This is a genomic window from Enterobacter quasimori, from assembly GCF_018597345.1.
Lineage (GTDB): Bacteria > Pseudomonadota > Gammaproteobacteria > Enterobacterales > Enterobacteriaceae > Enterobacter > Enterobacter mori.
Genome location: NZ_JAHEVU010000003.1, coordinates 291,622 through 305,277 on the forward strand (window position 1 = coordinate 291,622; position 13,656 = coordinate 305,277).

The following is a 13,656-nucleotide window of genomic DNA, read 5'->3' on the forward strand; positions in this document are numbered from 1 at the left end:
GTCGCCTGTCGCGGCCTGACCCCTTATCTCCCTGAAAGACGATCCCGCTGAATCACCTGCGTCACCTGTGACAGCTGGCCTATCCTCACCTCACTTGACCGCTGGAATTTGCTTTTATCAATCAGCAGCAGCGACTGGCTTGCGCGGCTTAACAGCAGTGATTTAAAGACCGCGTTATGCTCCACCGGATCCCACAGCGTACCCTGCTCATCAACGCCCTCGCAGGAGAAGATAAACAGGTCAATCTCCAGCCCTTTAAGCTGTGTAAGCAGCGCCGGATTGACGTAGCAGCGGTACTTGCGATCCAGTGTGCCGCCGGAGCAGATAAGCGCGATCCGCTCGCGTTTTGCCATCTCATGACAGATCGGCAGGCTATTGGTAAAGACGGTGAGTTCGATATCCGGGAGCTGGCGCGCCAGGTGAAAGCAGGTCGAACTGGCATCGAGGGCGATGGTCATCCCTTCGCTGATCCAGTCCAGCGCATGACGGGCGATATCGGCTTTATCGGCGTAGTGGCTTTTTAAGCGCGCGCCAAATGGCTCTCCACTGTCGCGGCTGTTCGGATGGATAAGCCGCGCGCGGCCGTGCTGGCGCAGGATCTTGCCCTGCTGCTGAAGGGCATTCAGATCGCGACGGATCGTCTCCCTGCTGACGGCGAGTGTTTCTGCCAGCGCGTCAGTGGTTAGCCAGTCGCAGCAGCCCAGCAGTTCGAGAATGTTCTGCTGTCGGGTCAGCTTCATGCGTCAGCCCATTCTGATAGAAATAAAAATGATTCTTGCTAGTTTATCGGGACTTGTAAATATGCCGTTGAAAAACGAGAGGATATAATGCGAGAGAACGCCGGGCAGGCACCGCAGCGCCCGGCGTCAATTATCAATGCGTGGCTTCACCAATCAGCGCGCCAGCGCCTGCGCCAACGGCTGCACCTTTCAGTACGCTATTGCCCGTCACTGCTGCTGTACCCGCCCCAACGACTGCGCCCACGGCACCGCCCTTACGCGCATCTTTGCCTTTTTCACCGTTTTTAAACATGGCACCTGTACCCGCACCAACAACCGCGCCGCCTACTGTCGATTTCAGGTCTTTGCCCGTGGCTGCGCCAATCGCCGCACCGGCAACGGCGCCGGCGGCAGTTTTGTCCATCGCCATACCCGAGGTAGAAATAATGAGGGTGCTGAGAACCAGCGCTGTTTTGATGAATTTCATAACAGATCCTTTGTAATAGCTGTTGGTTGATACTTCGCTTCTCACAGCCAGGCGTGAGAAAAGAGGGCGAATAGTGCCAGTAATACCGGTTCAACCTTTAAGCTAATCATGCCCTGGGCAAGGATCGTTGTTACCGGGCGGTGGCCCGCCCGGCATAGCGTCAGGCCTGACGCTTATCTTCCGTATTCGTCTCGAAGTCGCTCGCCGCGTGGCGTTCGTGGAGCTGCTCGTTCAGCTCGCCGCTGGTGCGGTTAACGATGCGTCCGCGCTTAACGGCATGGCGATTCGCCACGTCTTTCGCCCAGCGCTGCACGTTGGTGTACTTTTCTGCGTCGAGGAACTCAGCGGCGTTATAAACGCTGCCCAGCGCCACGCAGCCGAACCATGGCCAGATGGCGATATCCGCGATGGTGTATTCCTCACCCGCCACGTAGCGACCGCGCGCCAGCTGTTTATCCAGCACGTCGAACAGACGTTTGGCTTCCATGGTGAAGCGGTCAATCGCGTACTCGATTTTCACCGGAGCATAGTTGTAGAAGTGGCCAAAACCGCCGCCGAGGAACGGCGCCGCGCCCTGCAGCCAGAACAGCCAGTTCAGCGTCTCGGTGCGTCCCGCCGGATCCTTCGGCAGGAAGTGGCCGAACTTCTCCGCCAGGTAAAGCAGGATATTACCGGATTCAAAGACGCGCGTTGGCGGGTTCGTGGAGTGGTCGCGAAGCGCCGGGATTTTCGAGTTCGGGTTCACCTCAACGAAGCCGCTGGAGAACTGATCGCCCTCGCCGATGCGGATCAGCCACGCGTCGTACTCCGCGCCCGTCACCCCCAGCGCCAGCAACTCTTCAAGCATGATCGTCACTTTCTGGCCGTTCGGTGTTCCCAGCGAGTAGAGCTGCAGCGGGTGCGAACCGACAGGAAGATCTTTCTCATGGGTCGCGCCGGAAATGGGGCGGTTGATGTTGGCGAACGCGCCGCCGCTGTTCTTTTTCCATTCCCACACTTTTGGTGGCTGATACGTGTTGTCTGACATGTTGACCTGCCTTTTGAGTGATGTGTTGAGGCAGTGTAGCAGGAGATTTGTGAAGCGTTTAACGTTGTGAGCGCAATCAATTAACCGCTATTCCTTCTGCTGCTTATATATATCAAATCCGGCATAAGCTTAATCGAAAATCGCATTTTCATAATTAATGCGTTAATGGATAAAGCTGCATATGATGCTTCAACATAAATAAAAGATGCAGTCATAAACACTTTATAAGGCAAGGAGTTAGTGAGATGCGCAAGCTTCTGTTATCGGCAGTGGTGGTTTCGCTCGCGTTAGGCCTGGCGGGCTGTGATGATGCGAAAAATAAAGAGACCAATACGCCCCCTGCGGCAAAAAGCGATGCGCCAAAAGCGGGCGGTTCGCTGATTATCGGGATTACCTCCGGCGACCCGTTAGCCGTTAATCCGCTCTATGCCAGTGACCGTACAACGTTAACGATCATGCAGGCGCTCTATGCCCCACTCTATAGCTTCAACAACGGTAAGATCGAATGGGGCCTGGCGGAAAGCCTGACGCCCTCCGCCGACAACCTGAGCTACACCCTGACGTTAAAACCCAACCTGAAATGGCAGGACGGACAGCCGCTGACGGCGGACGACGTGGTCTTCACCTTCAATAAGCTGCTGGATGCCAAACAGCACAGCTTCTTCCGCAGCATGTTCACCTACGGCGATAAGCCGGTACAGGTAAGCAAGGTTGACGACCGCACCGTTAAGTTCACCTTACCGCAGGTCAGCGCGGCCTTTACCGGCACGCTGGTACAGATCTACCCGATCCCGCAGCACGTGTTCGCTGCTGAAGGCGACCTGGAAAAGAGCAGCAAAAACGATGCGCCGGTCGGGTCCGGGCCGTTCAAATTCAAAGAGTACCGCGCCGGACAATACTACGCCCTGACCCGTTTTGACGATTACTGGAACGGTAAAGCGAAGCTCGATTCGGTGACCTACCGTTTCGCCAAAGACAGCAACGCCGCCAACCTGGCGCTGCAAAACGGTGAAATCAACCTCAAGATGGTTGACCCGCAGGACGTGAACCGCCTGAAAAATACCGGTAAGTTTGACTTCGTGGTCTATCCGGAAGGCCGCCTGGCCTATATGACGTTCAATCAGAACGTGCCGGTGATGAAGAGCAAAGCGCTGCGTCAGGCCATCGCGTATGCCATCAACAAAGACGAGCTAACCCAGACGGCGTTTACCTCGCTGGACTACGCTAAACCGGCGACGTCGTTCCTGACGCCCGATACGCTTTACAAGACGGATGACGTCGAGCAATACACATTCGACCTGCAAAAAGCTAAAGAGCTGCTTAAAGCGTCCGGCGCGCCGGACAACCTCAAGCTGCGCCTGGCGTATGTGAATACCAACAAAACCCAGGAGAGCATGGCGCTCTACATTCAGCAGGCGCTGAAGGGCATTGGGGTGAACGTGGAGCTGATGCCGCTGGACTCCAACGCCATGTCTCAGCGCAGCCTCGATATGAACAACACCGCGTGGGAGCTGAACCTGGGCGGCTACATCATGGGCTCAGAGCCGGACGGCTACAAATCGCTGTTCATGAGCAACGAAGCCTATAACTACGCGCACTACAAAAATCCGCAGTTTGATGCCCTGTGGGATAAAGGCGCCGTGGAAACCGACGCCGCAAAACGTGCCGATATCTACAGGCAAATTCAGCAGACCGTGGCGAACGACATGACGTACTACCCGATCGCCTATACCAATGCGACCGTCGCGGTGGACAAGCGTTTTGGCGGTACCGAGGAAGCGGAGCCGAAACCGGTCTATCTGTTCCAGGATCTGTCAAAAATCTATCAGAAATAAGCGATTGCCCCGACCGTCGGGTCGGGGCCTTGGTAAGGGCATGTCGTGAACACACTTCTCACGCGTCGGCTGCTGCAGCTGCTGCCGATGCTGTTCTTTATTTCGCTGGTGGCGTTTTTGCTGGTCAAGCTCGCGCCTGGCGATCCGGTGGCGGCGTACATTACGCCGCGTATGGCTCCGGAAGATATCGAACGTATCCGTCAGAGCCTGGGGCTGGATAAGCCCCTGGTCACGCAGTACGTCCTGTGGCTGAAAAACGTCCTGCAGGGCGATCTCGGCTATTCGCTTATCTACCACCGCCCCGTGCTGGAGATGATCGGCGAACGCATTCCGGCCACGCTGGGGCTGATGGGCGCGTCGCTGCTGATGGCGATCGTGCTGGCGATCCCGCTGGGCCTGCTGGCGGGGGCATTTAAGCACCGCTGGCTGGATCACCTGCTTAACCTGTTTGCCTATATCGGCATCTCGGTGCCGATTTTCTGGTTTGGCATCTTGCTCATTACGGTCTTTGCCGTGCAGCTTAACTGGTTCCCCAGCATGGGTATGCGCACCATCGGCATGGAAGATAATGCGCTGGACGTGCTGCGTCACGGCGTGCTGCCGTGTATTGCCCTCACGTTCTACAACCTCTCCAGCTATGTGCGCTACATCCGCTCCAACACCATCTCGCAGCTTTCGGCCGACTATGTGCAGACCCAGCTGGCTTACGGCGCCACGCGTTCCAGCATTCTGTTCCGCCACGTGCTGAAAAACGTGCTGCTACCGGTGATCACCCTGTTCGGCCTGTCGTTTGGTGAGCTGATTGTGGGGGCCTATGTGACGGAAAGCGTCTTCTCGTGGCCGGGGATGGGGCTGCTCGGGATCCAGTCGATCGCCTCGCTGGACTACCCGCTGATCATGGCGATCATCATGCTCTCGTCGATGATGCTGATCGTCGGTAACCTGATCGCCGATCTGCTTTATCGCTTCGCCGATCCCCGCATTCGTACGCTGAGGTAACCCGGATGAGCAGACGCTGGCAGCAGGTTCGTCACCAGCTGCGCCGCAATCGTCCGGCGCAGTTCTCCCTGTTTGTGCTTTTTATTTTCGTTGTCGCCGCGCTCTGTGCGGGGTTAAGTCCGTACGATCCGGATCGGATGGCGCTCGGTGCACGCACGCTACCGCCGGATGCCGCACACTGGTTCGGTACCGACGAGTATGGCCGCGACTACTTCACCCGCGCGCTGTATGGCGGCCAGATCTCCCTGATGGTCGGTTTTCTGGCGATGCTCTTTTCCACGCTTATCGGCACGGTGGTAGGAACGGTGAGCGGCTATTTTGGCGGCTGGCTGGATAACCTGATGATGCGCGCCGTGGATATCCTGATGGCCATTCCGGCCTTCTTCCTGCTGCTGGTGGTGAATGCTTACCTCAAGCCGGGCGTGGATAACATCATTCTGATTATCAGCCTGCTGACGTGGATGAACATGTCGCGGCTGGTGCGCGCAGAAACCTTATCGGTGAAAGAGCGCGAGTATGTGCTTTATGCCCGCGCGTCGGGGGAAAACCCGCTGCGCATTATCGTGCGCCACATTATTCCCGGCGTGCTGCCGACCATTATCGTGGCCGCCACGCTCAATATCGCCTCGGCCATTCTGATGGAGTCGACGCTCAGCTTCTTAGGGCTGGGCGTGCAGGCACCGGCGGCATCGTGGGGAAGCATGCTCAACAACGCCCAGTCGTATATTGGCGAAGCGTCGTGGCTGGCGATGTTCCCCGGCATTTTGATCCTGCTGACGGTGTTCAGCTTTAACGTGCTGGGCGATGTGTTCCGTACCGCCTTTGAGCCAGGAGCGAATCGCGATGAGTAACCTGTTAGCGCTTGAGAACCTGCAAACCACCTTCCGCACCCGCGAGGGCGAGGTTCACGCGGTGCGAGGCGTGAGCTTTCAGGTGCAGCCGGGAGAACTTGTCGGCATCGTCGGCGAGTCGGGCTGCGGGAAAAGCGTCACCTGTAAGTCGATCATTCAGCTTCTGGGGAGCAACGGACGGATAACCGGCGGCAGCATCCGCTTCCAGAATGACGATCTGGCGCAGAAAACCCCTGAGCAGATGCGCGCCATTCGCGGCAACGAGATCGCGATGATTTTCCAGGATCCAATGACCGCCCTGAACCCGGTGCTGACCATCGGCAAACAGATGGCGGAGATCCTGATGCGCAATAAAGGACTGACCAAAAAAGCGGCCAAAGCGGCGGCGATCGCCATGCTGGAACAGGTGGGTATTGCCGAGGCCGGGCGCCGATACGACCAGTATCCCCACGAGTTCAGCGGCGGGATGCGCCAGCGGGTGATGATCGCCATTGCGCTCTCCTGCAACCCGAAGCTGCTTATTGCCGATGAGCCGACCACCGCGCTGGACGTCACCATTCAGGCGCAGATCCTGCGTCTGCTGAAAAGCCTGCAACAGCAGACCCAAACCGCGATTCTGCTGATCACTCACGATCTCGGCGTGGTGGCGCAGGTCTGCAGCCGCGTGGTGGTGATGTACGGCGGGCTGGTGATGGAGGAGGGGAGCGTGGAGGACATTTTTTATCGCCCTGCGCATCCTTACACCCAGGGTCTGCTGGCCTCGCTGCCGCGCCCGGATGAGGTGAATCAGCGCTTATCGCCCATCGAAGGCGCACCGCCCGGCCTGCTTAACCCGCCGCCGGGCTGTCCGTTCGCCGAACGCTGCCCGAAACGCATGCCCCAGTGTGAACGGCAGCCCGCATTTTACACCGCCGGAGAGGGCCATCGCGCCGCCTGCTGGCTATGGGCCGATAAGGAGATTCAGGCATGAGTGAACAACAGGCGCCATTAGTGAGCGTTCGCGATCTGCGCAAACACTATCCGCTTAACGGCGGTTTGCTGCGTAAAGGCGCGGCCGCGAAGGCGGTTGATGGCGTGAGTTTTGATATTCAGCCCGGCGAGACGTTTGGCCTGGTGGGGGAGTCCGGCTGTGGGAAATCCACCCTCGGGCGCGCCATCCTGCGCCTTTTCGATATCACCGCGGGCGAGATCTACTTTGCCGGGCAGGCGATCGCTCACGCCCGCGAAAGAGAGCTCAAGCCGCTGCGTAAGCGGATGCAGGCGATTTTTCAGGATCCTTACTCCTCGCTTAACCCCGGCATGACGGTACGACAGCTGGTGGCCGAGCCGATGCAGATCCACGGCTACAGCCGCGAAGAACAGCGCGAACGGACGGAAACGCTGCTCTACAAAGTGGGGCTGAAGCAGGAGCACCTTGAGCGGTTCCCGCATGAGTTCAGCGGCGGGCAGCGTCAGCGCATCAGTATTGCCCGCGCGTTGTCCGTTCATCCTGAATTCGTGCTGTGCGATGAGCCGCTTTCGGCGCTGGACGTCTCGGTGCAGGCGCAGGTGGTGAATATTTTGCAGGATCTGCAGCAGGAGCTGGGGCTGACCTATCTGTTCATCGCCCACGATCTCTCCATGGTGCGCCATATCTCCAGCCGCATTGGGGTTATGTATCTCGGTAAACTGGTGGAGGTGGCGCCGGCGAATGAACTGTATCAGCGTCCGGCGCACCCCTACACCCGCGCGCTGCTGGCGGCGGTTCCCCGGCCCGATCCGCGCATCCGCAATCTCGAAGACGCCACTCTGCGCGGCGACATTCCAGGCCCCACGTCCGCGCTGCCGGGCTGTAAGTTCTGCAGCCGCTGCCCGCACGCCATGCCGGTTTGCCAGACGCAGGAGCCTGCCATGCGGGAGATTGCGCCGGGGCATTTCGCGGCGTGCTGGCTGTTTAAGATGTGAGCCTTAAACGTGTCGGGTGGCGCTTCGCTTACCCGACCTACAGGGTTTTGTGTTTTGTCGGCCGGGTAAGGCGAATTATTTACCACGCAGGTGTATGATAAACGCTCCTCTGTCAGGTTAATTACAACGTGCAGACGACGACAACCTATAAAAATTGCCGCCTGCCTGTTTTAGGTTTGATACATGCGTAAAGGAACGTTAAGCAGTGATGCGCCATTCGGGACATTGTTAGGCTATGCGCCCGGTGGCGTGGCGATTTACTCTTCAAATTACAGCAGTCTGGACCCGCGCAACTACCCGGAAGATGCGGATTTTCGCAGCTACATTGGCAACGAATACATGGGCCACAAGTGGCAGTGCGTTGAGTTTGCCCGCCGTTTCCTGTTTCTCAACTATGGCTTCGTGTTTACCGACGTCGGCATGGCGTGGGAGATCTTCTCCCTGCGCTTTTTGCGTCAGGTGGTGAACGATAACATCCTGCCCCTTCAGGCTTTTGCTAATGGCTCAAAACGCGCGCCGCGGGCCGGGGCGCTGCTGATCTGGCAGAAGGGCGGCGAGTTTCACGAGACCGGCCACGTGGCGGTGATCACCCAGCTTCTGGACGATAAGGTGCGTATTGCGGAGCAGAACGTGATTCACTCTCCGCTGCCGCTCGGGCAGCAGTGGACGCGCGAGCTGCGCCTGAGCGTGGAGAACGGGTGTTATACGATCCATGACACTTTCAACGACACGGAGATCCTCGGCTGGATGATCCAGACCGACGACACGGAACACAGCATTCCCCAGCCGGAAATCGACGGCGAACTGCTGAAAATCAGCGGCGCGCGGCTGAAAAACAGGCGTCAGTTCGACGGAAAATGGCTCAACGAAAATGACGCATTGCAGCAGGCGTATATCCGCGCCAACGGTCACGTGATCAACAAAGATCCCTGCCAGTACTTCACCATTACCGAAAGCGCCGAGCAGGAGCTGATCAAGGCCACCAACGAACTGCACCTGATGTACCTGCACGCTACGGACAAGGTACTGAAAGACGACAGTCTGCTGGCGCTTTTCGACATCCCGAAAATCCTCTGGCCGCGCCTGCGCCTCTCCTGGCAGTGGCGTCGTCACCATATGATCACCGGTCGTATGGATTTCTGCATGGATGAGCGCGGCATCAAGGTCTACGAGTACAACGCCGACTCCGCGTCCTGCCATACCGAGGGTGGGCTGATTCTCGAAGAGTGGGTGAAAAACGGCTATCGCGGCAACGGGCATAACCCGGCGGAAGGGCTGCTGGAAGAGCTGACCGGCGCCTGGAAGCACAGCCACGCGCGGCCGTTTGTCCACATCATGCAGGACAACGATGTCGAAGAGGACTATCACGCGCTCTTTATCCAGCGTTCGCTGATGCAGGCCGGGTTTGAAACCAAAATCCTGCACGGGCTGGGGGCGCTGAGCTGGGATGCCGCCGGACAGCTGATTGACGACGAAGGTCGCCACGTCAACTGCGTGTGGAAAACCTGGGCGTGGGAAACGGCGATAGAGCAGATCCGCGAGGTCAGCGAAACCGAATACGCCGCCGTGCCGATCCGGACCGGACATCCTGAAGGCGAGGTGCGCCTGATTGACGTCCTGCTGCGCCCGGAGGTGCTGGTCTTTGAACCGCTGTGGACCGTCATTCCCGGCAACAAGGCGATTCTCCCGGTACTGTGGCAGCTGTTCCCGAACCACCGTTACCTGCTCGACACCGATTTTGAGGTTAACGATCTGCTGAAGCAGACCGGCTATGCCGTCAAGCCGATTGCCGGACGCTGCGGCAGCAATATCGACCTGATTAGCGCCCAGGACGAACTGCTGGATAAATCCAGCGGCAAGTTTGTCGACCGTAAAAACATCTACCAGCAGCTGTGGTGCCTGCCGAAGGTCGACGGCAAGTACATTCAGGTCTGCACCTTCACCGTGGGCGGGAACTACGGGGGTACCTGCCTGCGCGGCGATGACTCGCTGGTGGTGAAGAAAGAGAGCGATATCGAGCCGCTGATTGTGGTGAAAGATAAGTAGTTGACTCCCGCGAGAAAAAAGCCCCCGCTGGGCATCCTGCGGGGGCTTTTTGTTACTGTTCTTCCTCTTCCTGCCCGTTGATCTTTAGATCGATGATGCGGCCAATCTGGTCATGATAGACCGTCAGCAGGTTGTACTGGCTCATCTCGGAGATGATCTGCGGTGAGACATTAAAGCTGCGGGCCAGCTCCTCCTGGTGAAAATAGCCCGGCTGACGCCGCCTCACGTGGGCGCGGCGGCGGTTGTACTGATACCACAAAATCAGCAGCCAGCCGTTGAGCGCGGCGAACAGTAAATAGATCAACACCGTATTAAAGGACGCAATAATGACGCCCCAGCGGTGGTCGCTCTCATCGGTGAGCTGCATCCAGAGCCGGGCATACAGGAAAAACAGAAAGCCTCCCCACGCCACCAGCGTTAACGCGGCATCGAAAACACGTGGCAATAGCCGATGTTCGGTCAAAATTAAGGTATTTTCGTTCATTGAATGCTTCCTTTTCCCCGGTCCGGACTGATCCAGCGCGCGCGGGCACGCTGGCGTTTAAGCATGACTTTTGGAAATGCGACGAGGGTGGTGAACAGGCCAATCATCCAGTACACCATCGGGAACCAGATCACCCAGAAAAGCGAGCTGGCTACCTTCCGTTCATAGCGCCTCTCGATGTACAAACTGACCAGGAACTGCAGGAGGCACATCACGCCCAGCAGCAGCCCGGTAAACTCCGGTGGAAAGAGGCTCTCCACGGTCAGCCTGGCAGGAACAGGGGCGATATGACTGAGGATAAATAACAGCACCGTCATGGCGTACGCGAAGGCCCACAGCGTTGACAGGGCATACTCAAGAAACAGGGGCCACATGCGGTGATGCTCCCAGCGCACAATCCTGCGCAGGTTGACCAGAAACACCTCCGCGCCGCCCTGGGCCCAGCGCAGGCGCTGTTTCCACAGACCCTTGAGCGTCTCCGGCATCAGGATCCAGCACAGCGCCCGCGGCTCGAAAAAGATATCCCAGTGGCGCAGCTGGAGCTTCCAGCTGATGTCGATGTCTTCGGTGATCATGTCCGGGCTCCAGTACCCCACGTCCGCCAGCGCCTGTCGGCGAAAGGCGGCGATAACGCCCGAGACGGTAAAGACCCGGCCATAGATCCGCTGCGTCCGCTTGATGAGCCCAATAATCGATGAGAACTCGCCCACCTGGATGCGACCAATCAGCGTGGAGCGCGTGCGAATACGCGGATTCCCGGTGACTGCCCCAACGTGGGGATACTGAATCAGCGGTGCCACCAGATACGCTGCCGTATCGCGATCGAGCAGGGCATCACCGTCAATGCAGACCAGCAGATCGCCCCGGGCCGCCGCTGCCCCGGCTTTGAGCGCCAGCGCCTTCCCCTGGTTCTCCGCGAGGTTAATCACCCGCAGGCGCGGCTGCTCCTGCGCCAGAGCCTGCAGAACCTGCGCGGTGTTGTCAGACGAGCCGTCGTTGATGGCGATAACTTCGATATTTTCATACCGCTGCTCCAGCGCGGCGCTGATGGTCTCCCGCGCATTTCGTCCCTCGTTGAAGCAGGGGATAAGAATGGAGATGAGCGGCTCACCGGCGAGCGTCGGGGCGGGCGTGTCTTTATCCCACGACCAGTGGCGTTCAAGCTGATACCAGAAATAGAGGCCGCCGGTTATCCAGAGCACCGACATGAACAGCGGCCAGAAAAACACAAAATCCAGAATCAGTTCGCCGGTAAAGAGGGCGGCCACGCCCAACGGCAACCCGAATACCAGACATAAAATAGAGAATGCGATAATGCGATCAGTCATTGTCAGGGTACCAGTACGAAGAAAATTCAGGCCTGATGCGCGAGATATCAGGTTGGTTGTTGATGAAATCATCGGGGTAGTAGCCGTAGTTTTTGACGCCGTTCAGCTGGAGCACGCGCATCCACTGTGCCAGCTGGCTGTCGGAAACGGCGCGCGGCGGTTGCTGATCCCAGTCTCTGGCCTGCAGCTCGAAAATGGTTTTATCGAGCGCGCCGGGACGCGTGGCGACCGCGTTAACCAGACGCGTCAGCCAGGCATCGCTTTCGTCTACCGGGACGGACTCCATCAACGGCATGGCCATCGGCACCGTCCAGTCATACTCCGCCAGAAAATCTTCAAGATTCTGCGCGAACCACGCCTCGCTTTCGGGCTGCAGAATGGGTAAGGCGAACATGTTGCGGGCGGTTTTTATCTGCGGGCCGCGGATATGCTTCACCGCCTGGCTCAGGGCGTGGGTAAACCCGATAAGCAGTTGGCTCTTCTGGCGAGTCGTGTCCTGCCCGGCATCGTCCACGTCCGTCAGCACCGCATCGTCATGGAACAAAATCCCATTGAAGCTGGCATAGCGGGACAGATCTTCATAGATGTCCGTCACCTGCTGGCGCACCTGCGGGTCCCACGGGGAGAGCCGGATATAGGGCTCGGTGGCCTCGCTCAGCTGGCCTGTCTGGCGATCCCGGCGCTGCACGCGCGGCAGAGCAGGATCGAGATCGAACGAGAGCACCGGCATCCACGCGAAGACTTTCACGCCCGCGCGGGTTTGCAGCTGCCAGGAGACAAAATTAAAGAGATCGGCCCGGACCGGCAGCTGGCGGTTGGGAAAATAGAGCGACTTGATCCTGCCGTCGCCCTGCGGGTCGGCAAACGCCTGCAGGAAAACATGGCTGATTTTCATGTCGTAGACCCGCTGGATCAGCCTGTTGATATTTTGGGTCTGCTGGGCCGGATCGGGATCGTAAACGTAGTCGAGATCGACGTGCATGACGCGCACGGGTTCGCGCTCCTGAACCTGGCTGACCGTACTGGCAAATGCCTTAAGCGAGGGATTGCCGGCGATCAGCAGACGGGGGATATTGCCCAGCTCCTGCACGTTCCCCAGCCCGTCCTCAAGGGTAAAGGCCAGCTGATAACCCTGCTGTCTGGCGATCGCAAGCGACGTGCCGTTGGCCGCACCATAGGGCCAGACCCAGGCGCGCGGCGCCTTGCCCGTTACCTGCGTAATTTTGTCTGTCACTTTGCGAACGTCATCGCCGATCCGCTGGTTGAACTGCCGATCGGTTTCATAGCGGCCCGTCGCTTTATCATAAAAGCGGTTGGCGATGGCCGGTTCGCGGCTGCCCTGCGGGTTAGCCGGAATGCCGTAATGCGAGGCCCAGGTGTGCGATCCGATCTCAATCAGCGGAGACCGGCTGAGCTCGCGCACCATGTCCCACGTCGCGAAGCGATCGCGGGGCGTCATCAGGCCGCCGAAGTTAACTTTTTGATTTTCCGGCGTATCCACCCAGCTGCCCACCGGCGCCCACAGCGCAGGGACGTTCCACGCCTGAAGCAGCGGCCAGACGCGGGTGTAAAAGCTGCTGTAGCCATCGTCAAAGCTGAGCAGAACGGCTTTGGGCGGCAGCGTTTTTTTTCCGTCATGGGCATCGAGAATGTCCTGCACGCTGATGACGTGATACCCGTTGTGCAGCAGCCAGCTTATCTGCTCGTTTAACGCGCTGGTGCGCACGGAGAGGTAGCGCTGATCGGCGGCATCGTCTTCGACATCGTGGTAGGCCAGCACCAGAAACTGGTTCTGCGGCCAGGGTTTGCTCGCCTCCAGTTGCGGCCGATCTTTGGGCGCAATAAACGAAAATGCCTGCGCGCAGACGCTCGCGCTGAGGCAGAGCCAGCCGAGGAGTATCAGGCTCGCGGAAAAACGTGTGTTCATCATCATCAT

Annotated in this window: 12 protein-coding genes; 6 read left to right on the forward strand and 6 right to left on the reverse strand. The window is 58.5% G+C overall.

Annotated features, from left to right (window positions below):
- Window positions 1-23 precede the first annotated feature (23 nt).
- The 3 genes from fucR to yghU form a co-directional block, all read right to left on the reverse strand.
- Window positions 24-740, reverse strand: a complete 717-nt coding sequence (fucR, locus tag KK102_RS13480; RefSeq protein ID WP_216357791.1) for an L-fucose operon activator — start codon at window positions 738-740, stop codon at window positions 24-26.
- Between the two features lie 133 nt (window positions 741-873).
- Window positions 874-1,206 carry a YMGG-like glycine zipper-containing protein gene (locus KK102_RS13485; protein ID WP_216357792.1) on the reverse strand — a complete coding sequence of 111 codons (333 nt, stop codon included), beginning with the start codon at window positions 1,204-1,206 and terminating at the stop codon, window positions 874-876.
- A gap of 160 nt (window positions 1,207-1,366) precedes the next feature.
- Entirely contained in the window at window positions 1,367-2,233 is an 867-nt protein-coding gene (yghU, locus tag KK102_RS13490) for a glutathione-dependent disulfide-bond oxidoreductase (protein ID WP_126546268.1), read from the reverse strand.
- 245 nt (window positions 2,234-2,478) lie between these two features.
- On the opposite strand from yghU, the gene KK102_RS13495 reads away from it, so the two are divergent.
- The 6 genes from KK102_RS13495 to gss all read left to right on the forward strand — a co-directional run bounded on the left by KK102_RS13495 (window position 2,479) and on the right by gss (window position 9,908).
- On the forward strand, window positions 2,479-4,068 hold the full coding sequence (locus KK102_RS13495; protein WP_216357793.1) for an ABC transporter substrate-binding protein: 1,590 nt from the start codon (window positions 2,479-2,481) through the stop codon (window positions 4,066-4,068).
- Between the two features lie 45 nt (window positions 4,069-4,113).
- On the forward strand, window positions 4,114-5,067 hold the full coding sequence (locus tag KK102_RS13500; RefSeq protein WP_024906524.1) for an ABC transporter permease subunit: 954 nt from the start codon (window positions 4,114-4,116) through the stop codon (window positions 5,065-5,067).
- A gap of 5 nt (window positions 5,068-5,072) precedes the next feature.
- A complete protein-coding gene (locus KK102_RS13505) occupies window positions 5,073-5,918 on the forward strand; it encodes an ABC transporter permease (protein WP_021242100.1) in 846 nt (281 codons plus the stop codon).
- Entirely contained in the window at window positions 5,911-6,888 is a 978-nt protein-coding gene (locus tag KK102_RS13510) for an ABC transporter ATP-binding protein (RefSeq protein ID WP_216357794.1), read from the forward strand. The genes KK102_RS13505 and KK102_RS13510 overlap by 8 nt, the downstream gene beginning before the upstream one ends.
- Entirely contained in the window at window positions 6,885-7,862 is a 978-nt protein-coding gene (locus KK102_RS13515; protein WP_216357795.1) for an ABC transporter ATP-binding protein, read from the forward strand. The genes KK102_RS13510 and KK102_RS13515 overlap by 4 nt, the downstream gene beginning before the upstream one ends.
- Window positions 7,863-8,045: 183 nt before the next feature.
- A complete protein-coding gene (gene gss, locus KK102_RS13520; RefSeq protein ID WP_216357796.1) occupies window positions 8,046-9,908 on the forward strand; it encodes a bifunctional glutathionylspermidine amidase/synthase in 1,863 nt (620 codons plus the stop codon).
- A 52-nt stretch (window positions 9,909-9,960) separates the two neighbouring features.
- Here gss and pgaD read toward each other — a convergent pair whose 3' ends face one another.
- The 3 genes from pgaD to pgaB are packed head-to-tail and all read right to left on the reverse strand — an operon-like array spanning window position 9,961 to window position 13,650.
- Window positions 9,961-10,392: a poly-beta-1,6-N-acetyl-D-glucosamine biosynthesis protein PgaD gene (gene pgaD / locus KK102_RS13525; RefSeq protein WP_090418649.1), complete on the reverse strand. Its 432-nt coding sequence runs from the start codon at window positions 10,390-10,392 to the stop codon at window positions 9,961-9,963.
- Entirely contained in the window at window positions 10,389-11,720 is a 1,332-nt protein-coding gene (gene pgaC, locus KK102_RS13530; RefSeq protein ID WP_216357797.1) for a poly-beta-1,6-N-acetyl-D-glucosamine synthase, read from the reverse strand. The genes pgaD and pgaC overlap by 4 nt, the downstream gene beginning before the upstream one ends.
- A complete protein-coding gene (pgaB, locus tag KK102_RS13535) occupies window positions 11,713-13,650 on the reverse strand; it encodes a poly-beta-1,6-N-acetyl-D-glucosamine N-deacetylase PgaB (protein WP_216357798.1) in 1,938 nt (645 codons plus the stop codon). Before pgaB ends, pgaC begins: the two co-directional genes overlap by 8 nt.
- Window positions 13,651-13,656: the final 6 nt, after the last annotated feature.